20 protein-coding genes are annotated in these 23,341 nt (G+C 62.4%); 5 read left to right on the top strand and 15 right to left on the bottom strand.

Features of this window, described 5'->3' with window-relative positions; translation table 11 throughout:
• Positions 1 to 16 precede the first annotated feature (16 nt).
• The 15 genes from FHW75_RS17105 to yaaA all read right to left on the bottom strand — a co-directional run bounded on the left by FHW75_RS17105 (position 17) and on the right by yaaA (position 19,093).
• On the bottom strand, positions 17 to 829 hold the full coding sequence (locus FHW75_RS17105) for an SDR family oxidoreductase (protein WP_027609118.1): 813 nt from the start codon (positions 827 to 829) through the stop codon (positions 17 to 19).
• A 15-nt stretch (positions 830 to 844) separates the two neighbouring features.
• Positions 845 to 1,309: a hypothetical protein gene (locus tag FHW75_RS17100; RefSeq protein WP_025753977.1), complete on the bottom strand. Its 465-nt coding sequence runs from the start codon at positions 1,307 to 1,309 to the stop codon at positions 845 to 847.
• Positions 1,310 to 1,392: 83 nt separating this feature from the next.
• Positions 1,393 to 2,847 carry a mannose-1-phosphate guanylyltransferase/mannose-6-phosphate isomerase gene (locus tag FHW75_RS17095; RefSeq protein ID WP_025753976.1) on the bottom strand — a complete coding sequence of 485 codons (1,455 nt, stop codon included), beginning with the start codon at positions 2,845 to 2,847 and terminating at the stop codon, positions 1,393 to 1,395.
• A gap of 35 nt (positions 2,848 to 2,882) precedes the next feature.
• On the bottom strand, positions 2,883 to 3,530 hold the full coding sequence (locus tag FHW75_RS17090; RefSeq protein ID WP_016713514.1) for an alginate O-acetyltransferase AlgF: 648 nt from the start codon (positions 3,528 to 3,530) through the stop codon (positions 2,883 to 2,885).
• A 20-nt stretch (positions 3,531 to 3,550) separates the two neighbouring features.
• Positions 3,551 to 4,708: an alginate O-acetyltransferase gene (locus tag FHW75_RS17085; protein WP_025753975.1), complete on the bottom strand. Its 1,158-nt coding sequence runs from the start codon at positions 4,706 to 4,708 to the stop codon at positions 3,551 to 3,553.
• A gap of 10 nt (positions 4,709 to 4,718) precedes the next feature.
• Positions 4,719 to 6,176, bottom strand: a complete 1,458-nt coding sequence (locus FHW75_RS17080) for an MBOAT family protein (RefSeq protein WP_019097272.1) — start codon at positions 6,174 to 6,176, stop codon at positions 4,719 to 4,721.
• 196 nt (positions 6,177 to 6,372) lie between these two features.
• On the bottom strand, positions 6,373 to 7,476 hold the full coding sequence (locus tag FHW75_RS17075; protein ID WP_027609119.1) for a mannuronate-specific alginate lyase: 1,104 nt from the start codon (positions 7,474 to 7,476) through the stop codon (positions 6,373 to 6,375).
• 8 nt (positions 7,477 to 7,484) lie between these two features.
• The gene (locus tag FHW75_RS17070) at positions 7,485 to 8,927 is read right to left on the bottom strand and encodes an alginate O-acetyltransferase (RefSeq protein ID WP_025753973.1); all 1,443 of its coding nucleotides are present in this window, start codon (positions 8,925 to 8,927) and stop codon (positions 7,485 to 7,487) included.
• A 13-nt stretch (positions 8,928 to 8,940) separates the two neighbouring features.
• Entirely contained in the window at positions 8,941 to 10,500 is a 1,560-nt protein-coding gene (gene algG, locus FHW75_RS17065) for a mannuronan 5-epimerase AlgG (RefSeq protein WP_016713519.1), read from the bottom strand.
• Positions 10,501 to 10,516: 16 nt separating this feature from the next.
• Positions 10,517 to 11,995, bottom strand: coding sequence for an alginate export family protein (locus FHW75_RS17060; protein WP_019097270.1), 1,479 nt, complete (start codon positions 11,993 to 11,995; stop codon positions 10,517 to 10,519).
• Positions 11,992 to 13,419 (bottom strand): alginate biosynthesis TPR repeat lipoprotein AlgK, encoded by a 1,428-nt coding sequence (algK, locus tag FHW75_RS17055; protein WP_183674103.1) that lies wholly within the window; start codon positions 13,417 to 13,419, stop codon positions 11,992 to 11,994. Before algK ends, FHW75_RS17060 begins: the two co-directional genes overlap by 4 nt.
• A 12-nt stretch (positions 13,420 to 13,431) precedes the next feature.
• Positions 13,432 to 14,598: an alginate biosynthesis protein Alg44 gene (locus tag FHW75_RS17050; protein ID WP_016713522.1), complete on the bottom strand. Its 1,167-nt coding sequence runs from the start codon at positions 14,596 to 14,598 to the stop codon at positions 13,432 to 13,434.
• Between the two features lie 37 nt (positions 14,599 to 14,635).
• A complete protein-coding gene (locus tag FHW75_RS17045) occupies positions 14,636 to 16,117 on the bottom strand; it encodes a glycosyltransferase family 2 protein (RefSeq protein ID WP_025753970.1) in 1,482 nt (493 codons plus the stop codon).
• Positions 16,118 to 16,191: 74 nt separating this feature from the next.
• Entirely contained in the window at positions 16,192 to 17,508 is a 1,317-nt protein-coding gene (locus FHW75_RS17040) for a nucleotide sugar dehydrogenase (RefSeq protein WP_016713524.1), read from the bottom strand.
• Between the two features lie 805 nt (positions 17,509 to 18,313).
• Positions 18,314 to 19,093: a peroxide stress protein YaaA gene (gene yaaA, locus FHW75_RS17035; RefSeq protein WP_019097267.1), complete on the bottom strand. Its 780-nt coding sequence runs from the start codon at positions 19,091 to 19,093 to the stop codon at positions 18,314 to 18,316.
• A gap of 138 nt (positions 19,094 to 19,231) precedes the next feature.
• On the opposite strand from yaaA, the gene FHW75_RS17030 reads away from it, so the two are divergent.
• The 5 genes from FHW75_RS17030 (at position 19,232) to moaE (ending at position 23,306) form a co-directional block, all read left to right on the top strand.
• The gene (locus FHW75_RS17030; RefSeq protein WP_027609121.1) at positions 19,232 to 20,368 is read left to right on the top strand and encodes a polysaccharide deacetylase family protein; all 1,137 of its coding nucleotides are present in this window, start codon (positions 19,232 to 19,234) and stop codon (positions 20,366 to 20,368) included.
• Between the two features lie 272 nt (positions 20,369 to 20,640).
• A complete protein-coding gene (locus FHW75_RS17025) occupies positions 20,641 to 22,035 on the top strand; it encodes a PhoH family protein (RefSeq protein WP_012274097.1) in 1,395 nt (464 codons plus the stop codon).
• Positions 22,036 to 22,141: 106 nt separating this feature from the next.
• Positions 22,142 to 22,612 carry a cyclic pyranopterin monophosphate synthase MoaC gene (gene moaC, locus FHW75_RS17020; RefSeq protein WP_003251775.1) on the top strand — a complete coding sequence of 157 codons (471 nt, stop codon included), beginning with the start codon at positions 22,142 to 22,144 and terminating at the stop codon, positions 22,610 to 22,612.
• A complete protein-coding gene (moaD, locus tag FHW75_RS17015) occupies positions 22,612 to 22,857 on the top strand; it encodes a molybdopterin converting factor subunit 1 (RefSeq protein ID WP_019097265.1) in 246 nt (81 codons plus the stop codon). The genes moaC and moaD overlap by 1 nt, the downstream gene beginning before the upstream one ends.
• Before the next feature lie 2 nt (positions 22,858 to 22,859).
• A complete protein-coding gene (gene moaE, locus FHW75_RS17010; RefSeq protein ID WP_019097264.1) occupies positions 22,860 to 23,306 on the top strand; it encodes a molybdopterin synthase catalytic subunit MoaE in 447 nt (148 codons plus the stop codon).
• Positions 23,307 to 23,341: the final 35 nt, after the last annotated feature.

The following is a 23,341-nucleotide window of genomic DNA, read 5'->3' as shown; positions in this document are numbered from 1 at the left end:
ACTGGCAAAAGAAAAATCAAAGCGGACGCAGCAGCCCAAACCGCTTGCGCAATGCCCAATCCAGCACCCGCCGAGGCAGTAACCGGGCCATCAGCGGCAGCGCCGTACTGCCATTCCCCAACCGCACCACAGCGGGTACGGGTGACTTGCCAACGGCCGCCAGTACGCCTTGGGCAAATACCGCCGCCGAAGTCGGCTTGTCCTGCGAAGCCCGCGCCCGTGCCTGTACATGCTCACGCAACGGCCACCACGCAGAGTCCGCCGCCAGCACCTGCTCCGCCTGGCGTTGGGCATTGTTGGCAAATTGCGAGGCAATCGCCCCGGGCTGCACTTGCATAACATGCACACCGAACGGTGCAAGCTCCAGGCGCAAGGCATCGCTCAAGGCATGCACCGCCGCTTTCGAGGCGCAGTAGGCACCGGCGAACGGTGTGACCAGCACGCCGGAAACACTGCCGATGTTCACCACTGTTCCTCGTGAGCGGCGTAGCAACGGGAACAGCGCGCGGGTTACACCCACCACGGCGAACACGTTGGTTTCGAACTGCTGGCGCAGGGCGTCCACGCCACCGTCGAGCAACGGCCCCATGGCGCCGTAGCCGGCGTTGTTGATCAGGATGTCGAGGGTTTCGAGCTCCTCGGCCAGGCGGGCCAGGGCCTCGCTGTCATTTACGTCCAGCTGCCGCGCGGTAAAACCGGCGGCGCTTAACACTTCAACATCCTCCGCTTTGCGCGCAGTGGCCCAGACGTGGAGGCCGGCATCGCGGAAGGCGTCGGCCAAGGCGCGGCCGATGCCGCTGGAACAACCGGTGATCAGAACGGTGGGCATGGGGGAGGCCTTTGATTAATTGGCGAAGGTGCCTTGCAGGTGTTCGGCACGGAATTCCAGCGTTTGCGGCCGGTACCCGGACCGCAGCGGTGGCAATGGCAGGCAGTCTTTCCACTCGGCCCCCGGTTGCAATTCACCCGGCCCTCGATAGCGTGGGGCGTTGTAGGTGTTCTCGGCCAGGTTCACGGTATCGCCCGGCGCATACGCCGCCACCCGCCAGCGCAGTTCGGTGAGCGGCACCTTGTTGCCGTTCTTCATGCGTACTTGCAACGCACGGTCGGCAGGGCATTGTTCGGGGGCATAAACGAGGCGCAAGTCCAGGCGGGCCAGTCGTGAGGTTTCGCGGTTGTCCTGCCAGACGACAAACAACGCCACCAAACCCAGGCCACACACAGCGGCCAGCGAGATCGGCAAAGCCTTGGCCGGGTAGCGCAGCAGCAGCACCAGCCAGGTGAGGATGAGGAAGGCACCGATGATCATGGGGCGTGCAGACCTTGGTTGCGCGGGTCTGACCATCGTAGCCTGAAATGGGAAAGGGCCGCAAAGCGGCCCCTAGGTGTTACTTATTGCGCGATGGTCTTCACTGAAACCCCACGCTCTGCCGGTGTCGATGTGCGCCCGTATACATCCTCGAAGCGCTCGATGTCATCCTCACCCAGGTAGCTACCCGACTGCACTTCGATGATCTCCAGCGGGATCTTGCCCGGGTTGCGCAGGCGGTGGATCGAGGCAATCGGAATGTACGTCGACTGGTTCTCGGTCAGCAGGAACACGTTCTCGTCACACGTCACCTCGGCAGTGCCAGACACCACGATCCAGTGCTCGGCACGGTGGTGGTGCATCTGCAGCGACAGGCTGGCGCCTGGCTTGACGGTGATGTGCTTGACCTGGAAGCGGCCGCCCATGTCCACCGAGTCGTACGAGCCCCACGGGCGATACACTTCCAGGTGGTTCTGGGTTTCCGTGCGGCCCTGTTCGTCAAGGGTCTTGACCATCTGCTTCACGCCCTGGACCTTGTCCTTGTGGGCAATCATCATGGCGTCCTTGGTCTCGACCACCACGATGTTTTCTAGGCCGATCACCGACACCAGCTTGCCGTTGCCATGGATCATGCAGTTGCGGCTGTCCTGCACCACCACGTCGCCTTTGGTGACGTTGCCATCCTCGTCCTTCTCGTGCACCTCCCACAGCGACGACCAGCAGCCCACATCGCTCCAGCCGGCCGACATCGGCACCACGCAAGCGCGCTGGGTTTTTTCCATCACCGCGTAGTCGATGGAGTTGTCCGGGCAGCAGGCGAAGGTGGCTTCGTCGATGCTCAGCACATCGCCGTCCTCCTGGCTGCGCTCCAGGGCCAGCACGCAGGTGTCATAGATGTCGCCGTCGTGCTTTTTCAGCTCTTCGAGGAAGCGGCTGGCGCGGAACAGGAACATGCCGCTGTTCCAGAAGTAGCCACCGGCCTGGACGAACTCGGCGGCGCGTTTTTCATCGGGTTTTTCAACGAACTGTGCCACCCGCGCCACGCCTTCGGGCAGCAGTGCATCCTGGCTGGAGCGGATGTAGCCGTAGCCGGTTTCCGGTTTGGTCGCCGGTACGCCGAACAGCACCATTTCGCCACGCTCGGCGGCCACGGTGGCCAAAGCCAGGGCGCGTTGCAGCGCCTTCTGGTCATCGATCACGTGGTCGGCGGGCAGTACCAGCATCAGCTCGTCACGGCCTTCGTTGACCAGCTTCATGGCGGCCATGGCCACGGCCGGCGCGGTGTTGCGGCCGAACGGCTCCATCAGGATGCCTTGGGTTTCCAGCTTCAGGGCAGCCAGTTGCTCCTGGACGATGAACTTGTGGTCCTTGTTGCAGACCACGATCGGTGTGTCCATGCCTTCGAACACCAGGCGCTCGATGGTTTGCTGGAACAGGGTGTGTTCACCGGTCAGGGCCAGGAACTGTTTAGGGAACTGCTTGCGCGACAGAGGCCACAGACGCGAACCGCTACCACCAGAAAGAATTACCGGGATCATCATGTTTCTCCAATAGTCGTTAATAGGCAGAGGGATCAGTTGCTAGCCACGGGGCGAGTTACCCACACCGGCGACAAGGCGTTGCCGGAACCTGTTACGTACAGCACCGCGGCTTCGCCGCGCTCCAGGGCGACGGGTTTCACGTCGCCCACTTTCTTGTCACCTTGGAACAACGCCAGGTTGACCTTCACTGGGTTGATTTCACGTTCGCCACGGCCGTTGGCGGCCACCGGCTTGACCACTTCGGTCTTGCCGTCGGCGGTTTTCAGGGTCAGCTGCTGGTCGCTCAGGTTCTGCACGCGCACCAGGGCTTTCTGCTTGTTCTTGAACGGCGGTTCTTCGATCAGCTGCGGGTTGCCGCTGCTGCTGTTGACCAGGGTGTAGTACTTGTCCGAGGCCAGCTTCACCGGCACGCTCTTGCCGCCAACCTGGGCGGTATAGTCGCCGCCTGGCAGGAAGCTGAAGTCGCTGCTGGCCTGGGCGCCCACCTGTTTGATCTGGGTGTTGCCGACCGAAGCGGCAGCGGGTGCGCTGGCGGCGTTGTACAGGCGCACGAAGGTCGAACCTTTCGGCGCGCTTGGGCCATACAGGGCGGCGTCGGCACCGGCGAAGGCCTGCATCGAAGCAAGGGAAAGGCCGGCCGCGAGGGTGAGGGCTTTGGCAATGGAAGTCTTGGTAGTCATGTGCATTTCCTCTCTATCGTTCAGTGGTTCGTCCGGGTGGACGACAAGGCCAGGTTTTCTTCGGATTTACGCGAGTTTTTCAGCTGCGCGATCCACTGCGGATCGAAGCTGCTGAGGTCGTTTTTCATGGGCAGATAACGTTCGGGGAATTCCCACACCACCACCTGGGGTGCGGCGTTTTTGAAGGCATCGCTTTGCAGGTACTTGAGCATTGGCAGCAGGGGGCCGTGGCCGTCTTCGGCGTAGTTGGCCACGTCGCTGCGCAGCGCTTGCTGCAGCGCACCAAGGAAGTTCCAGTGCGGGTTGGCGCTGTAGCTGGTGCCCACCAGCGCCACCGGGATTTCGTTGTTGGCAAATAGCGCGTCGTCGCTTTCAGCCGCTGCTTCTGCCGGGCGGGTGGTGCGTTGTTGCAGGTTGTCCGGGGTTGGCAGCAGGTTGCTGAACAGCGGGTCGAGCGGCAGGAAGTTGGTCAGGTCGCCTTTGTAGGGCGCAGTGCTGCCGGCTTCGGTCACGAAGGTTTGCGGGTCGCCGTTGAGCAGGTTCTGTCGGCTTACGGCTTCAGCCAGCGCCTGCGCTGCCACTTCGGCGCCCATCGGCGTCCAGTGGGTGTCGGTGCGCAGGAAAACCTGGCCACGGGCCTTGGCTTGTTCCATGGCCGCTTGCAGGTCCGGGGCGAACACGTTGGCCTGGCGCACCTGAGCATGGAACTGGTTGTACAGGTCGTCGTGCAGGCTGGCTGGTTGCTCCTTGCCCAGGTATTCCGAATAGATACGCGCCTTGGCGGGCACGATGGCCAGCACCAGCTGGCTGCCGTGCTGCTGCAAGGTGTCGCGTACGCCGCGGATCAGCGCCAGGTTTTCCTGCATCAGTTGCTCGGCACCGGCGGTGGGCTTGAACTCTTCGTCGCTGAACAGCCACTGGTCGCGGCCCAGCACCACACCGGGGCGGCCTTCGTTGAACAGCTTGAAGTCCAGCGCTGCCCAGACGTTGGTGCCAAGGCGCTTGATCGGAAACTGCTCGTCGTAGTGGGTTTCGGCGGCCTTGGCCAGCTTGCCGTTGAGCACGGTCATCTGCTCGGTACGCTGGAAGCTTTGCAGGCCACCGGTGGACCACACGCCCATGCCCACCAGCAAGCCGAGGAACGACAGTGAATACGTGATGCGTAAAGTACGGTTCATGTCATCGGCCTCAGAACTGGAAGTACAGGAACGGCGAGTAGCTTTGCGCCGAGAGCTTGAGGATCGAGGCCACGAACAGCAGCAGCACCAGGGCGCGGGTCATCACCCGGGTCCAGTCCAGGCCGATCGAGCCGTCAGTGTTGACCTGCACCGGGGTCGCCTTGGGCGAAGGCTTGGCATTGCGGTAGAAGTCGCGCAGGCCGAAGAACGCCAGGGTGAGGTAGGCGATCACCAGGGTGGCCACTTGCAGGCCGGTCAGTTGGGCACGGTTGAGTTCCGACAGCTGCCAGTCGCCAAAGCTGAACATGGCGCCGTACATGCGGCCGGCCACGTGCAGGTTTTCGGCGCGGAAGATCACCCAGCCGACCACCACCAGCAGGAAGGTGAAGGCCCATTTCACCGGGTTGAAGCGCTGCGGGTTGGTGTCGATACCCAGCGCACGCTCAATGGCCAGCCACATGCCGTGCCAGGCGCCCCAGATGATGTAGGTGAAGTTGGCGCCATGCCACAGGCCGCCCAACAGCATGGTCAGGAACAGGTTGCGGTAAGTGTTGAAGGTGCCTTTGCGGTTACCGCCCAAGGTGATGTACAGGTAGTCGCGCAGCCAGGTCGACAGGCTGATGTGCCAGCGCCGCCAGAACTCCGTGATCGACTGGCTGATGTAGGGCTGCTTGAAGTTCTCCATGAAGCGGAAGCCCATCATCAGGCCCAGGCCGATGGCCATGTCGCTGTAGCCGCTGAAGTCGAAGTACAGCTGTGCGGTGTAGGCCAGCGCGCCCAGCCAGGCGTCGCCCGTGGTCGGGTTTTGCAGGGCGAAGCAGTGGTCGGCCACCACCGCCAGGGTGTCGGCAATGAACACTTTCTTGATGAAGCCCTGCATGAAGCGGGTGCAACCTTCGGAGAACTTGTCCAGGGTGTGGGTGCGGTTGTTGAACTGGTCGACCAGGTCCTTGAAGCGCAACACGGGGCCGGCGATCAGGTGCGGGAAGATCGCCACGAACGCTGCAAAGTCGATGAGGTTGCGGGTAGCCGGGGTGTCGCCACGGTACACGTCGATGATGTAGCTGATCGACTCGAAGATGTAGAACGAGATACCGATCGGCAGCAGCACGTGGGTGAGGATGAACGGCTCCAGGCCGAACGAGCTGATGATCGCGTTCAGGCTGTCGACACCGAAGTTGGCGTACTTGAAGTAGCCAAGGATTGCCAGGTCGACGCCCACGCCCAGCAGCAGCCAGCGCTGGGCCGGCTTGGTGCGCACGCCGGCGGCGCCGACTTTAAGGCCGATCCAGTAGTTCCACAGGGTGACCCCGGCGAACAGGGCCAGGAAGTCCACCCGCCACCAGGCATAGAAGATGTAGCTGGCGACCAGCAGCAGCAGGTTGCGATAGCGTTGCCCGCTCAAGTAGTACAGGCCGAGGAAGATCGGCAAGAACAGGAACAGGAACACGTTGGACGAGAAGACCATCCCGGTTCTCCTTTTTGTTCACAGCATCCGGGGCACAGCGCCCCCCAAACCCCCCAGTGCATAACCGGAAGGCAACTTAGGTCCCTGTGGGAGCGGGCGAGCCCGCGAAGAAGGCACCGCGATGCATGGCAAGGGCTTCGCCCTTGTTCGCGGGCATGCCCGCTCCCACAGGTTCCGACCCCACACGGGGTTCACTTCATTTCTTGCTCTCTGCGCTCGGGTCATAGACCCGGGTCAGGTTGCCGCCGAGCCTGAAACTGTCGAATGGCTGCATGCCGTGCTTGCGTTCGAGCGTGTCACCCACGCACTGGTACAGCGCGCACCACGGTTCGAGCCAGGCGTACTTGCTGTCGACCTTGAGGTCTTTCATGTCTTGCTTTTCGCCTGCGCGTTCCGCGAAGTGCTTAGGATCGCGAGCGCCGTAGAGCACGCCTTCCCCCAGGCGCTGCAGGGCAAAGTTGTTTTCGCTGCGCAGGTCCACACCGTTGGCCTTGGCAAAGCTGGCGATCATCGCCAGCGGTGGCAGGGCGTAGTTGTGGTAGGCCAGGGCGCGCTGCTTGCGCTTGATCTCGTTGGGCAAGAAGCCCTGCTCGTCGACCTGGTTGGCGCCGATCTTGTATTCCTTCACGGCCCAGTCGAACAGGTCGCGGCGGTTGGTCGCCACCGAGGTGGCCATGACCGACCAGGCGGCCCAGTAGCTGTGGTTGTTGATCTTCGCCAGCGGCAGGTTGCTCCAGTCGCGCACGGTTTGCTCTGCAAGGCGGGCGAACCATTTCTCGATCAGCTCGGCCTCGGCCTGGTGCGCGGCCAGCGGCTGCGAGTTGGAGAACTTCAGGCGCAGCCAGGAACCACTCATGCTGCCCAACGCCCATTTGCGCATGGATTTGCCGGTGTGGTTGTAGTCGGTGGACATCAGCGCATCGGCACGCGCCCAGGTGCCCAACCAGGTCAGGGCGCAGTCGAGTTGTGCCGGGCGTCCGTCGCGCATGTACTGGTTGACCATCTTGGCCACGCCACGCTCCAGGGTGGTGATGTCCTTGGTGGAATCGCGGAAGGCCTGCTCGGAATCCTTGTTGAGGGTTGCCCGGGCACTGTCCGAACCTTCGTACTTGCTGCGGAACTGCAGCGCACCGGTGTACGGCTTGGGCGTTGCTTCGCAACGGAAGTTACCGTCGCCGGTCTTGAGCTTTTCGATCCCCTCGTAATACCCCTGGGGGGGGACCAGCGCGGCATGCGCGGCCCCCCCGAACAGGGCCAGCGCGAGCAGGGCGGGGCGGAAGATTCGCTTGAAGGTAGTCATGGGTCGCCTCACTGGCCGGCCTGCGCGGTTTGCGCGGGCACGGCGAAGTTGTTGCGTTTGCAGAGCTTGGCTTCGACTTTCTGGGTGCCGCTTTCCGGGCCTTGCACCTCGAAGGCCAGCAGGCTCTGGCTGGCCCAGTCCTCGTCTTCACGCATCTGGAAGACAAAGCGGCCGTCGGTGTCGGAGGTTTCCGGTTTTTCCAGCTTGATGTCTTCGTGGCGACCGTTGAGGTACCAAAGGGTGGCCTGCAATACCTTCACCGACGGGTCTTCGAACTTCACGTCCATCTGCAGGTTGCGGTTGATCAGGTCTTTGATCACGCCGCCCTTGCCGTTGACCATCAGCTCGTTCTTGCCGGGCTTGAGGGTGGTGCTGGCGCTCATCAGCGCCGGGCGGTCGTCGCAGCCGTTGTCGAGCAGGCCGAGGATTTGCCGCCAGATGGTTTCCTGGTCCAGGCGGTACAGCGGGGAGAACTCCCAGATGAGGATCTTCGGCGGGTTCTTCTTGAATTCCTCGCTGCCCAGGTACTGGATCATCGAACCTTCCAGGCCACCGCCGGGGAAGGCGACGTTGAGCACGTCGGCACCGATGTACTGTTCGAGGAAGCCCGAGAAGTTGTAGTTCTTGCCACTGTGGCTGGTGCCGACCAGGGTGATCTGCGCGTTGCCACTGTCACCGAACAGGTCGTCGCCACCGCCGCTGGAGCCTTTCGGCTCGGTGGCGAACTGGTCCATGTACTGCACTGCATAGCTGGTGCCGCAGAGCTGGCCGGCGACGTTGTGCAGGGTGCCGGTCTTGCCCATGCGCCCGGATTTTTTCGTTTCGAATTCCTTGCGCGGGATGCCTTCGAAGGCCGGCATGTGGTGCACGGTGTCGGCCACGATCTTGGCCGCGCGCTCGGCGCCGTAAGGTGTCCAGTGCTGGTCGCCACGGAAGTAGAAGTCCTTGCCCTGGTCGGCGGCGGCCAGCTGTTCGTTGGTCAGCGGCGACAGGTCGGGCACGTTGTAGCCCATGCTTGCAAAGCGCTTGAGCATGGCCTGGTAGTTGCCCAGCGCCTTCTGGTAATCGAAGGCAGCTTTCTCGGCCGGGTTGAGCATGTTGCGGTTCACCAGGCCACGGGTCGGCTGGTAGACCACCACCAGTTCCACGCCGCGCTTCTTGAACGCGTCGTGCACCTGCTGCAGGCGTTTGTAGCCGGCCGGGGTGGTGTTGAACTCGGTGCGCAGGTCTTCGCGGGTACGGAAAAGCCAGTCCCCTTTGGCCTGCACCAGCGTGGTGAAGTTCTGCTGGTAACGGGTGGTGTAGCGGCTGGCGTCATGCGCTTCAGGGCACAGCTGGCAGCACGGCTCGGCGGTGAAGGTGGGGGCCTTCACGTCGTCGGCGCGCACGCCCTGGCTGATCGCCAGAAGGGCGGCGGACAGGCCCAGCAGTTTCATCAGGTGTGGGGTCATGGTCTGGGCTTCCTTAATCGATCATTTCGGTCTGGCGTTCGACCGGGTCGATCAGCACAGCCTTTTGCTGGCGTACCAGCAGGTCGAGGATTTCGTCCTGGCGTTCGCCCAGGATGCCGTTGAGGCTGATACCGCTGGCCTTGCGCGGGGCGAGCATCGAAACCTTGTACAGCTCGACCGACAGCGGCGAGTCGATCGACAGCGGGCCGGAGCCGTTGGCCGTCAGCTCACCGCCTACCAGGATCAGCGACACTTTGGTGTCGAACGGGTCCAGGGCGATGTCGCGGTCGGTGTCGGACAGGTCTTTGATGTGGCCGTACACGCCCACCAGGCCGTTGGCCATGGCGATGTTTTCGTACAGGCGGATGTTCACGCTGTTACGCACGCGGATGCCGTGGCGGCGGTTGTTGATCAGCTTGTTGCCCCAAATCAGGTTGTCGCCGCTTTCGTACAGGGTGATGCCGTCGGTGTGGTTACGGTAGATCTCGTTGTAGGCGATCAGGTTGTTGACGCTGTTACGGTCGATCACCACGCCCGAGAGCTTGTTGTCGTAGCTCTTGTTGTTGATGATCCAGCTGTCGTTCACCTCACGCGAAACGATGATGCCGTGCTTCTTCTTGGTGCCGTACACGGTGTTGCCGGCGATGATCAGGCGGTGCGAGCGGTCGTGCGGGTCGATGCCGTAGACGATGTTGTCGCGGTAGGTGCTGTCCTTCACCACGAAGTCCTGGGTTTCGTAGCAATAGAAGCCGTACCACATGTCGCTGAACTCAGAGCCGATGATCCAGCCGGTGGGTTCCGGGCGTCCCATGCGCTTGGCCATGTTCGGCGTGTACTGCGAGATGCTCACACCGTACGATTTGGACTTGGCGTAGCCGAAGCTGGCCATCTTCGTATTGACGATGTAGGTCTCGGTACCGCCCCACGACAGCAGGAACGGGCGGAATTCCTTGGGCGAGCGGAAGGTCGCCGGGCCGTTGTCCTTCTCGCGCCAGCCGGTCACCTGGGTGTCGGTGACGAACAGCTTGCCGTCGTTGACCAGGAACGAACCGCCCTCCTGGGACAGGCGCAACTGCTTGACCTTGCCGTCGATCTCGAGGATGCCCTTTTGCCCGACCACAATCGGCAGGCGCGCCAGGTACACGCCTGGCTCGACTTCGCTGAGGTACTGCTTGGGCACCTTCTTGCTCAGTTCCACCAGGTCGACATGGCCGTCATCGACGAAGATCGCCTGCGGAATACCGTGCTGGCGCTGCACCCACTCGGCCGCCTTGTTGTCGCCGCCGACGAACTCCTTGAGGGTGTCCTCCTGGAACATGCGGCGCAGGCTGACCTTGCCCTTGTGGCTGCGGTCGATCTTCTTCTGCACCGCCTCGGCGGTGAAGCCGGTCAGGTCGGGCAGCTTTGGCGGGTCCATCTGCAGCGGCTCGATCGGCGCGCTGGCCACGGTATAGGTCTTGGCCTGCTGCAGTTCCTTGGCAATAACCTGGGGTTCTGCGGCGGCGACCAGGCCGCTGGCCAGCAGCAAGGCGCTGGCCAACAGGCTGTGACGTAAGTGCGGGTGAAGGTTCATCAGGTTTCTCCCGGCCTCAGAATCGCCAGATCACGTCGACGAAGGCGCGGTGCATGTACGAGTCCGCTTCCTTGCCATAGGCGTCGCCCGGCTTGAACACACCGGCGCGCAGGCGCACCAGGGCGGACGGTTCGTCGATGGCCTGGCTCATGGAGGCTGGCAGCAGGCCTTGCTTGAAGTACTTGGTCACAACCACGTCCATTTCCTGGCCAAGGTCTTTTTCACCGTCGACCAGCTGGCGGTTGACGCCGTTGTCGTCGACGGCGGCATTGATGCCGCTGGAGCCGATGTTCTGGTTGCCGTCGACACGCCAGAACTTGTGGTAGATCAGGCTGGCGTCGTAGTCGTCGCGCAGCTGCCAGGAGGCGAACAGGGTGGCGGCCTGCAGGTTGCCCAGCTCGCCACGGAATGCCTCGCCGAAGCGGTGCACGCGCGAGCGGGTGCCGGTGAAGTTGGAGCGGTTGCTCTCAAGGCCGGTTTGCTCGAAGTTGTTCGAACCGTCGTCGCCACCGCCGCCGCTGCCACGGGCATAGGCCGCACCGACCTGCCATTGCGGGTCCAGGCGCAGGCGGATGCCGAGGTCGGTGGCCCAGGCATTGACATCGCCGCTCTGCTTGCCGGTGGCAACCTGCTCGCCGCCGACGGCCTGGCTGCTGAGGGTGTCGCGGTCACCGGTCAGCCAGGTGACGCTGCCCCAGTAGTTGACGGTGTGGTCGTTGCGCCAGTTGTAGGCGTCGCTGTTGGCTTCCAGGCCCAGCCAGGTCAGGTCGCCGGTGCGGGTTTTGTCCAGTGCGTCGACGGTTTCTCCCGGGTTTTTCAGGCTGCCGCTGTCGTGGGTGTGGTGGGCACGTACGCCTACCCAGTGACCAGGGGTCCACTGCGTGGCGACGTTGCCGTAGATGTGGGTGCGGTCCTTGTCTTCCGGGGCCAGCTCGGTGAGGTCGGTGCGGTATTCGCTGAAGCGCTGGGCCACGCCCAGGTCGGCCTTGAGCAGGGTGGTGTCGAAGGTCCAGTTCAGCGCTTCGATGTTGGTGTCGCGCCACATGCCATCGTCGCTGCGCAGGCGCTGGCGACCGAGGCGAAGTTGCTCGCCGGGGTAAGCGGTGAGGCCGCTGTAGCCCACCCAGAACTCGCGCATGGCCAGGTAGCTTTTGTCTGGCTGGCGGCTGTCGTCACCGGTGTCGGTGGTGGTGCCGTCGTCGTTCTGGCGCAGGGTGTCGGTTTCGATGGTGTCGGTGGCGGCGACGGCCTGGCCCATGGCGTAGGCGCTCCAGTTGCCGCGTTCGCCGTACACCCACGGGCGCAGGTCCAGGCCCAGACCGTTGACGTCGCCGCCAGGGCGGGTGCCCAGGTCGCGGTCGTCTTCCGACTGGCCGGTGATTTTCACGTCCAGGCCAAAGTTTTTCTCAGCGGTCATTTCCGCCAGGGTCGGGCAGGACCACAGCAGGGCGAAGCTCAGGCCGATGCCAGCTTTCACGAAGGGATTGAGCGTCATAGCGAGTCCTCACCGTCTACTTCTTTTTCGTCGTCTTGCAGGGCTTCGAGTGCCAGGGTGCTGTTCGCGCCCTGGGCCATGCTGCCGCGTGCCTGCTTCTCTTGCGCCAGCAGTTGCTGCGCCTGGCTACGTTGGTCAGGCGTGAGTTGCTGGTCGAGTTGCTGCAAGAGTTCGCTCGATTGCGGCGTCGGGTTGACCTGCGACAGCTGGGCGAACACCCAGGCGTTGCCCGGTTGCGGGCGAATGCCGTGGCCTTCGCTGAACAGCTGGGCCAGGGCATAGTCGGCGCTGTTCTGCCCGCCACGGGCGGCGGCCAGCAGGTGGTCGACGGCTTTCTGCGGCTCGACGTTGCCCAAATAGCCGCGGCGGTACAGCTGGCCCAGGTAATAATGGGCGCTGATCTCGCCTGCGTCGGCGGCAGCCTGCAGGTGCTGCTCGGCCTTTTTGGCGTCGGCTGGCAGGGTCTTGCCTTCGTAGTACAGGCGGCCCAGCAGCAGTTCGGCGCGAGGCTGTTCGGCTTCGCGGCCCTTGTCGATGTAGGCCAGCAACTGGTCGGTGTCGCCCAGTTCGGGGAAGTCGTACACCAGTTGCGCCAGGCTGACCCAGGACGCCGGGTTCGTCGGGGCCACCTGCTCAAGCAGGTCCTTGGCGGTTTTCTCGTCGGTCTGGCCCAGGCTGCGGTCAGCCAGCACACGGGCAACGCTGTCGACCCGGGTGGCCGGCACTGCGCCACGGGCGTAGGCGGCTTTGAGCTGGGCGAGCAGGTCGGCCTGCTGGTCGGCCTGGCCACGCTTCTGGTATACGGTGGCCAATTCGACGTAGCAGATGTCGGTGGTGTTCAGGGCGGCCTTGCAGATGTTCTCCACCTCGCCCAGGTGCTGGTCGTAGGTGCCCTGGGTGCGGTACAGCAGCACCTGGGCCAAGCCCGCTTCCGGGTTGCCGGCGGCGCGCCATTGGTCGATCTGCTGTTGTGCGTTGACCTTGGGGAAGCTCTGCGGGTAGCTGAGGTAGAGCATCGCCAGCGGGATCAGGGTATTGCTTTCGCCTTGACGGGCCGCTTGCTTGAGCAGGGTTTCGGCTTCTTCGCGTTCGGCCTGGGTGCTGTCGGGCTTGGCCACCAGCAGGCGACCAAGGCGTGCCTGGGCACGGGGCGACGTGGCAGCTGCGGCGCGGTAGGTGGTCTCGGCTTCCTTGATTTGCGACGGGTCGCGGGTGGCCACCTTGATGTCGGCCAGGCCCACTTGCGCTTCGCTGTAGCCCAGGTCGGCCAGGGCCTTGTAGTTGCGCTCGGCCAAGGCCGTGTCACCGCGTTTCATGGCTTCGTTGGCCAGGCGCTGGTCGGGCAGGCCGGCACAGCCGGCCAAGGTGATGGCGGCAGCCAGGGCACACAGGCCCAGGCTTGCGCTCTTCTTGTAGGGAATCATGCTGTGATCCTCTTACAGCCCACGGGCCACGGCTTTGTCGATCAGCCAGTTCAGCGATGGGCCACGGTCGCTGTTGACCGCAGCCGGGCGGCCGGCCAGTTCGGCGGGCAGGCCGCTGTCAGGCTTGATCTGCACACGAATGTCGGAGGCGAGGTCGTCGCTGTTGAGGCTGGCGCTGCTGACGATCTGGCCGGTGCGCACTTCGTCTTCGCCGGCGACCTGGAAGTTGACCCGGGTGCCTGGCTTGACCTCGTCGAACTGGCGGTAGCTGAAGCGGGCTTCGACCATGGGCGTGGTGGTGCGCGGGATCAGCTGGAAAATCGGCTGGCCTTTGGCGGCATACTGGCCGTCGTCCACCAGTTGGCGGGCGACCACGCAATCGCAGGGGCTGGTGAGGGTGCCGGACAGCTGCTTGCCGAACAGCTCTTCGATCTTCGCCGGCTCCAGCTGCGAGTCGTCCAGATTGCCCTTGAGCATGTCCAGCATGCTGGTGGTGAAGCTAGCCAATGGCGCGCCCTTGGCGATCTGCCCACCGCCCTCGACCAGGCTGCTCACGGTGCCGTCGCGTGGCATGGTGATGGTGGTGGTCGGTACCGCGACCACACCTGCTTCGGCATGGCTGACGAAATACATGCCGTACAACGACTTGGCGACAAAGCCGAAAGCCGCGACGCCGACCACGAATACCCCGAGGGTGACGGTGACTGCCTTGAACCGGCCGAATGCGCTCAGGCCGGAGCCGCCGTCTTTTTGCTTACGCGCCTTGGTGAAGTTGTCACGTTGCAGGGTGCTGAGCACGTCGCCGATGCTGATCAGCTCACCGGACAGGTGGCTGGTGATGATGTGCCGCAGCGTGGCGATGTCGCGGGGTTCAAGGTTCTGGAACTGCGCACCGGTACGGCCGCTGCTTGGGTTGTACGAGCGCACCTGGAACTCGATGTCGATCGACAGGCCCAGGTTGTCGACCACGAACTGCAGGCGCCCGCGCAGTACATCGCCCACCGACAGTGGCTGCTTGGTGTGGAAGCTCAGGCCGCCGGCGGAAAGGTCGTCGACCTTCACTTCGTGGGTTTGGCGCTGGGCGTCCAGGAAACGCAGCTTGGCGGGAATGCGCACCCGGGCGTGTTGGCGCTGGGCTTCGGACTCATGCACGACATTGACGTTCACGGCGGTATTCATGGTGGTTTGTTCCTGTTAGATCCGATCCGGGTTGGGCTCACACGACCATGAACAGCACAGCAACGAAGATGCTGGCCGCCGAGAAGGTCATGGTCCGCGAGGACCAGGTGTTGAACCATTGTTGAAAGCTGGCGAGGTCACGCTTGAGGGCAGTGGGCTGACGCGTCCACGACTGCTTGTCGAGGCGGAAGAACACATAGATCTTCATCAGCGCGCCGATGATCTGGTTGTAATAGAGAATCAGCGGGTAGGCCGGGCCCACGTTGTGGCCGGAGCACAGCAGCATGACGGTGAGGATCAGGCGGGTGATGCCGATCCACAGCAGGTACACCAGCAGGAAGGCCAGGCCGAACTTGAGGCTGGCGATCACCGCCACGGTCAGCCCCAGCAGGCTGGTCCACATCGACACGCGCTGGTCGAACAGCACGATGCTGGTGAACAGCCCGAGGCGGCCAAGGCCCAGGCCCAGCGCACGGGAGTTCTGCCGCAGGTTGTTGCCGTACCAGCGGTACATCAGCTTGCGGCTCGCCTTGAAGAAACTTTTCTCCGGCGGGTGCTCGACCGTGTTGATGGCGGCGTCCGGCACGTAGAAGGTGTCGTAGCCCAGACGCATCAGGCTGAACCAGCTGGACTTGTCGTCACCGGTGAGGAACTTGAAGCGGCCCAGGCGCCAGTGCATCAGCGAGTCGCTTTCGACGTCGGCAATGAACTCAGGGTTGGTCACCACGCTGGCGCGGAACATCGACATGCGCCCGGTCATGGTCAGCACGCGCTTGCTCAGCGCCATGGAGCACATGTTGATGTGGCGCTGGGCGAAGCGCAGCTTGTGCCACTCGCTCATGATGTAGCCGCCGCGTACTTCGCAGAACTCGTTGGTGGTCAGGCCGCCGACGTTGGGGAACAGCTTGAACCACGGCACGGTCTTGCGGACCACGCCATCCGCCAGCACGGTGTCGCCGTCGATCACCGCCACCACGGCGTTTTCGTCCGGCAGCATGCGCGAGATGGCGCGGAAGCCGTAGGCCAGGCCATCACGCTTACCGGTGCCGGCAATCCGCACGATGTCCAGCTTCACATGGGCTGGCGGGTTGTATTTGGCCCACAGGCTTTTCACCAGCAGTTCATCCGACATTTCCACCAGCGAACAGACCACGGTGGTGGGGAAGCCGCAGTTGATCGCCTCGCGGATCACCGAGCTGTACACCTGGGCGGTGGTCAGGGCTTCGATGCGAAAGCTGGTCACCATCAGGTACACATGCGACGGGTCGGTGGCATTGCCCATTTTCTGCACTTTGCGGCGCAGGTACGGGTACACGCCGTAGAGGAAGATCATGCCGCGGATGAAATGGGTGGCGCCCATGGAATAGCGCCAGATGCCGACTGCGCCGACCAGGAAGATGAAGTGCTTCGACTGCGAGTCGAAGATATCGGCTGGCAGGGCCAGGGCGATCAGCATGAGCAGGCTCATGTAGAGCAGCCACCCGGCGCACTGCAACAGCACGGTCTGGAGCCTTTGCATGTTCAGCATCCGTCGAGAATTCGGGGGAGGGTGGGCAGCGGAAGTGGGGAGGCTTCCGCTGCCCGGCCAGGCACTTACCAGCAGATGCCTTCAGTGCGGCTGGTGGTGCAGGTCGGCTTGCTCATGAAGCCGACCAGATCGATCACCTGCTTGCCGGCTGGCGCTTGTTGGGCCAGCGCACGGAACTGCTCGTCACGGTTCCCGAGCACGATGATGTCGGCGTTGTCGATCACCTGCTGGAAGTCGGCGTTGAGCAGCGACGACACGTGCGGGATCTTCGACTCGATGTAGTCCTTGTTGGCACCGTGTACACGGGCGTACTGGACGTTCTCGTCGTAGATGTCCAGCTGGTAGCCCTTGCCGATCAGGCGCTCGGCCAGCTCTACCAGCGGGCTTTCGCGCAGGTCGTCGGTGCCGGCTTTGAAGCTCAGGCCCAGCAGGGCGACCTTGCGCTTGTCGTGGGCTTCGATCAGTTCGAAGGCGTTCTGCACCTGCGATTCGTTGCTGCGCATCAGCGAGTCGAGCAGCGGTGCGCGTACGTCGAGGCTGGCGGCACGGTAGGTGAGGGCGCGCACGTCCTTGGGCAGGCACGAGCCGCCGAAGGCGAAGCCAGGGCGCATGTAGTACTGGGACAGGTTCAGTACGGTGTCCTGGCAGACCACGTCCATCACTTCACGGCCATCCACACCTACGGCCTTGGCGATGTTGCCGATTTCGTTGGCGAAGGTGACCTTGGTGGCGTGCCACACGTTGCAGGTGTACTTGATCATCTCGGCCACTTCGATCGGCTTGCGGATCACCGGGGCGTCGAGTTCTTCGTACAAGGCCTGCAGGATGTCGCCGCTGGCGCTGTCCAGTTCGCCGATGACGGTCATCGGTGGCTGGTCGTAGTCCTTGATCGCGGTGCTTTCACGCAGGAATTCCGGGTTGACCGCCACGCCGAAGTCGACGCCGGCCTTTTTGCCCGAGCAGTCTTCGAGAATCGGGATGACCACGTTCTTGACGGTGCCTGGCAGCACGGTGCTGCGAACCACGATGGTGTGGCGGCGGGTGGTGTCACGCAGCACGTAGCCGATTTCGCGGCACACCGACTCGATGTACTCCAGGCCCAGGTCGCCGTTTTTCTTGCTGGGGGTACCCACGCAAATCATCGACACGTCGCTGGCACGGATGGCTTCGGCGAAGTCGGTGGTACCGCGCAGGCGGCCATTGGCGATGCCCTGTTGCAGCAGTGCTTCCAGGCCAGGTTCGACGATGGGCGACTTGCCCTGGTTGATCAGGTCGATCTTGGTGCTGGACACGTCCACACCGATCACTTCATGGCCACGCGCCGTCAGGCAGCCTGCACAGACTGCACCCACATAACCCAAACCAAAGATGCTGATACGCATCGCTATCACCTCATGTGTTTATCACGCCGACGCTTACCAGAAGTGCCGGCCGGGTTGATTAACAACAGTTTTCGGGCGCACGGATCCATGGCGAATGCACACTTCGCCGAGCGCAGGCAAAATAAATCCGGAGCGCAAAAAGTTATGCACTCAAAGTTGGCAGTAAAAAGCCATCAATTAAAAAACGTGCCCTGAAATGCACCCGTCTTTATTGCAATGCGCTATTTGGCGCCTTGCTGTGCTTGTTTTTTCAAGTGGAAAAATCCTTTGAAATCAACCACTAGGACGATTTTTAAGGGGACGCGTCTCTCCTGCATTAACAGGGTCTCGGGGGTTCCGTGATACCTGTCGAAGTTATCAAGGCAGGTAGTGGATAGCTGCCCGTGTCATCTGTAAGTCATCTCTCACAACCCGGAGGCAGGAAATTCGTTACGGCACTATGAGCGGCAGGTCGCAGGAGAAGTTCCGGAGTGGGTTTCGCCCGAATGAAAGATTTCTAAATATTTTTTCAGTGGCGGACAGTTTCAATTTGATAGCACACAAGTGTTTGGTCCCCGTGTATAAAGGACGAAACTGTTGCTAGATGTTTTTATGCCAGCATCGAAAAAATTTTTCAAAAAACGTCAAAAAAGCTATGAGCGGTCTTATGGCGTTTTGCGATAAGGGTAGACGTGGTGGTTTTTTGGCGTCAAAAAATAGTCTTTTTGTGATTGGTTCGCAGAGGTATGCCTTGAGAGGGTCTTTGCCTATGAGACCGAGCGCCGCGCGGGCGGCGCTCGGTCTCAAGAGCAGCGCAAATGCCGGATCAATCGCCTGGATGATCCCGCAAAAACACCAGATGATCAGCCTTGGACTGCTCGGCACTGTAGTAGTACCCCTGCACATCAAACTGCTTGAGCTGTTCCGGCTCGCTGATGCGTTGCTGGATGACGAAACGGCTCATCATGCCGCGCGCTTTCTTGGCGTAAAAGCTGATGATCTTGTACTGACCGTTTTTCAGGTCCTTGAAGTCGACGTTGATCACCCGGGCCTTCAATGCGCTGCGTTTCACCGCACTGAAGTACTCGTTGCTGGCCAGGTTCAGCAACACGTCATCACCCTGCTCGGCCAGGGCCTGGTTCAGCCATTCGCTGATGCGTGTGCCCCAGAAGGCGTACAGGTCCTTGCCGCGGGCGTTGGCCAGCTTGGTGCCCATTTCCAGGCGGTAGGGCTGCATCAGGTCGAGCGGGCGCAGCAGGCCGTAGAGGCCCGAGAGCATGCGCAGGTGGTTTTGCGCATAGCTGAAGTCGTCTTCACCCAGGCTCTCGGCGTCGAGGCCGGTGTATACGTCACCCTTGAACGCCAGCAGCGCCTGCTTGGCATTGGCCGGGGTGAAGTCCGGGGTCCAACTGCCGAAGCGGGCGGCGTTAAGGCCGGCCAGCTTGTCGGACAGGTGCATCAGTTCGCTGATCTGCGCTGGCGACAGTTCGCGCAGCTGCTGGATCAGTTCCTGAGAGTCGTCCAGGTACTGGGGCAGGGTGAAACGCTCGGTCACAGGCTTGGTGTCGTAATCGAGGGTCTTGGCGGGGGAAATCACCGTCAGCATCGGGTCGGCTCCTGGCATCGTTGGCCGTGGATTCTACGGGGTGGGCGGTGCAAGTCCAAACTATGGCGACGATAGTCACAGACCATGGGGCGGTGCAGGCGCTATAGTTCGCGTTTTGCCGTTGCGGAGCCTTCCACCGTGCGCATCGCCTTTGCCTTGCTGGCTGCTCTGTTGAGCTATGCCGTGCAAGCCGCCCCTTCACCCCAGGTCAGCCTGGACCGCAGCCTGTGGCCCGAACAGCTGGATAGCCCCGCGCTGTTCGATGTGGCCTCGCGGGCCGAGATTCTTTCGTTCGCCCAGGTGCTGCATGAGAGCGAATTGCTGGACGATGCGGCGCTGGCGGCACGGCTGGGGTTGCGGCAGATCAATCTGCAGAAGGTGCGCCAGGTGCGGGCGCGCATGTGGCAGCGGTTATCGGAAGGTTATCAACAGGCGCAGCGCAGTTGCGAGCAGGATGCATCGTTTTGCTATCCGGTAACTTCCATGGCGGATTTGCGTACTCAGGCGGCAACGTTCGCTGCTGATGTCGGCACGTTCTATACCGGTTGGATCGAGCCGAGCCATCAGTTCCATGTGCGCTACCTGGACGAACAGCTGCGCAAGGCAGCATTGCTGCCGCAGACCAGCAGTGAGGTCGAGCGGCTGTCTTCGCGCGAGCGCAATGGTGATGAGCTGAACGACCGGATGTTCCTGCTGACCTTTGTCGGCGGGCCCGGGCCTGACGGCGGTAGTACCGACTTACTGGCGGATTATCTGCGCCGGCAGAAGCTGAAGGGCACGTTCTTCGTGCTCGGAAACCGCCTGCAACAGCGCCGTGATGCCGGACCGGCGAATGCCTTGCGCCAGCTCTATAGCGGGCAGTGCGTGGGCATCCAGGGTTGGGAATACCGCTCCCACGCGCAATGGACAGGCTGGCAGGATTCGCTGCGCCGCAGCCAGGCGCGGATTCAGGCCGACCTGCCGGGCCAGTATGTACCGCTGTTCCGCCCGCCTTACGGTCAACGCCGTGCCGATGGCGAGGCCTTCATGGCCAGCCAGCAGTTGCGGGTATCGCTGTGGGATATCGATGCCCAGGACGATGGCGCTTTGAGCGCCGAGGCCTCGGCGCAGCGGGTGCTGACCTTGATGCTGTTGTGGCGCAAAGGGGTGATCCAGTTCCACGACAGCCTGCCCAAGGCCCAGCCGGCGGTGGAATGGTTGCTGCGCAATACCGCCCAAAGCGGGATTGGCTGGGAAGATTGCCGGGAATATGGATATAGCGAACAAGGGGTATGACTTCTGAGCGTAGCCCCCTCTGGCCTCGCCGCCAAGGCCTCTTCGTCAATCGGAAAAATAAACTTCAAAAAGACGTAAAAATGCTTTTTTCGGTCATGGTTTTTGCGGTATGAAGAAACCAGACAGCCGATTCCTGCAGCACAGGTGGCGTCATCCAGGCCCACCTAGGCAGGTTCGCTTCCCGCCCGTAACAACGCGGATACGGGGAGAGCGGCAGTCACTTTGCGGCGCAACAGACCGCGCCGTATGGCTTCGACATAAGGTGACCGAGTATGGATGACCAAGGACGCAACCCTTCCTCCAGCAAGCCAATCCTCTATGTGCTCGATACCAACGTCCTGATTCACGACCCCAACGCGTTACTCAACTTCGAGGAGCACCACGTCGCCATCCCGATGACGGTGCTGGAGGAACTCGACAAACTCAAGACTGGCAAACAGACCATCGCCGCGGAATGCCGCCAGGCCATCCGCCTGATCGACCAGACCCTTGGTGACGCTTCGCCCAGCGATGTCGAGCAGGGCGTACCGATCCAGCGTAACAAGAGTGGGCCCAAGGGCTTCCTGTCGATCCTGATGAGCCCGCGCAACGAACCGAGCAAGTTGCTGCCGGAAAACCTCAACGACAACATCATCATCAACACCCTGCTCGACGTACGCAGCCGGCGCACCGACCTGGACGTGGTGCTGGTCACCAAAGACATCAACATGCGCCTGAAGGCGCGCGCTTGTGGCATTGCGGCCGAGGACTACAGCACGGACCAGCTGGTCGATGACGTGTCCTTGCTGTCCAAGGGCTACCATTCGGTTACCGGCTCGTTCTGGGACCGCGTCAGCAAAGTCGACACCCGACAGGAGCGCGGCCGCACCTGGCATCGGGTGCAGATGATCGACAACCTGCCGGCGGTGCACATCAACGAGTTCATCATCGATGAGCAGGGCTTCGTCGGCTGGATCAAGGGTATCCGCAACGACGAGCTGCTATTGCTCGACCTGCACCAGGAGCCGCTGCTGCACCAGGAAGCCTGGGGCCTGAAGCCTCGCGATATCCATCAGAGCCTGGCGCTGTTCGCCCTGCTTGACCCGGACATCCACCTGGTCAACCTGACCGGTGCCGCCGGTTCCGGCAAGACCATTCTGGCCCTGGCCGCGGCCATCGAGCAGACCATGGTCAGCAAGCGCTATCGGCGCATCATCGCCACCCGCAGCGTGCAGGGGCTGGACCAGGAAATCGGCTTCCTGCCGGGCACCGAGGCCGAGAAGATGGAGCCTTGGCTGGGTGCCATCACCGACAACCTCGAAGCCTTGCACATGGATGACGAAAGTACCCATGGCAGTGTGGAGTACATCCTCGAACGCGTGCCGCTGCAGTTCAAGTCGCTGAATTACATTCGTGGCCGTAGTTTCCAGCAGAGCCTGATCCTGATCGATGAGTGCCAGAACCTCACGCCGCACCAGATGAAAACCATCATCACCCGTGCAGGGTCCGGTTCCAAAGTGGTCTGCCTGGGCAACCTGGCGCAGATCGACACCCCCTACCTGTCCGCGACCAGCTCGGGCCTGACCTACCTGACCGAGCGCTTCAAGGACTTCCCCCATGGCGTGCACATCACCCTGCAGGGTGTGCCACGTTCGGTGCTGGCCGAGTACGCCGAGTCGCATCTGTAACCCTCACCGCCGGGCGGTTCGCCGCCCGGCCTCTTCGCGCTTGAACCCACTGCTCAAACCTGACCCACAGGTTTACACTGGCTGTTCCCTTCACAGGAGCAGAGCAGTGCTGACACATCTTGATTCCCAGGGGCGGGCCAACATGGTCGACGTCACTGAAAAGGCCGTGACCGAGCGCGAGGCCACCGCCGAGGCGCGGGTGCGCATGTTGCCGCAGACCTTGCAGATGATCGTCGACGGTGAGCACCCCAAGGGCGACGTGTTCGCCGTGGCGCGCATCGCCGGGATCCAGGCGGCGAAGAAGACCAGCGATCTCATCCCGCTGTGCCACCCACTGATGCTGACCAGCGTCAAAGTCGAACTCAGTGCCGAAGGGCAGGACGCGGTGCGTATCGTCGCCCGCTGCAAGCTGGCCGGGCAGACCGGCGTGGAGATGGAAGCGTTGACTGCTGCCAGCGTTGCCGCGCTGACGATCTATGACATGTGCAAGGCGGTGGACAAGGGCATGGTCATCGAGCAGGTGCGTCTGCTGGAAAAGCTCGGTGGCAAGAGCGGGCACTACAAGGTGGAGGCATGATGAAGGTCAAGGTGATGTACTTCGCCCGTTACCGCGAACAGCTGGGCGTGGATGCCGAGCGCGTGGAAGGTGCGTTCAATGTGCTCGACGATGTGCGTAAGGCGTTGGTGGCCAAGGGTGGGAAGTATGAGCTGCTGGCTGAGCAAAACGTGATGTGCGCGCGCAACGAAGAGCTGTGCAGGCTCGATGAGCCGCTGGAAGAGGGCGATGAAGTGGCGTTCTTCCCGCCGGTGACCGGAGGCTGAGCATGGCGGTGCGAGTGCAAGACGGTGCGTTCGACCCCGGGGCCGAGGTCAATGCCATGCATGCGGCCAATGTCGGCGTGGGTGCGGTGGTCGGGTTTGTCGGCTACGTGCGGGATTTCAACGACGGTCGCGAAGTGGCAGGGATGTTCCTGGAGCACTATCCGGGGATGACCGAAAAGGCCTTGGCCAAGATCGTGGTGGAGGCCGAGCAGCGCTGGCCGTTGCTCAAGGTGGAGGTGCTGCACCGCATAGGGGCGCTGGAACCGGGCGAGCCGATTGTGTTCGTGGGGGTGGCCAGTGCCCATCGGCAGGCGGCGTTCGATGCCTGCAACTTCATCATGGACTACTTGAAGACCCGGGCGCCGTTCTGGAAGAAGGAGAATACCCAGGAAGGGCCAAGGTGGGTGGAAGGGAGGCAGAGTGACCAGGATGCGGCGGGGCGCTGGTAGACAGGATATTGATGGCCGGGGCTTTGCCCCGGTTC

The sequence above is a fragment of the Pseudomonas sp. OG7 genome, assembly GCF_014192825.1.
GTDB classification, from domain to species: domain Bacteria; phylum Pseudomonadota; class Gammaproteobacteria; order Pseudomonadales; family Pseudomonadaceae; genus Aquipseudomonas; species Aquipseudomonas monteilii.
Note: the sequence above shows the minus strand (reverse complement) of the source record. Positions and strands in the feature narration are given on the sequence as shown.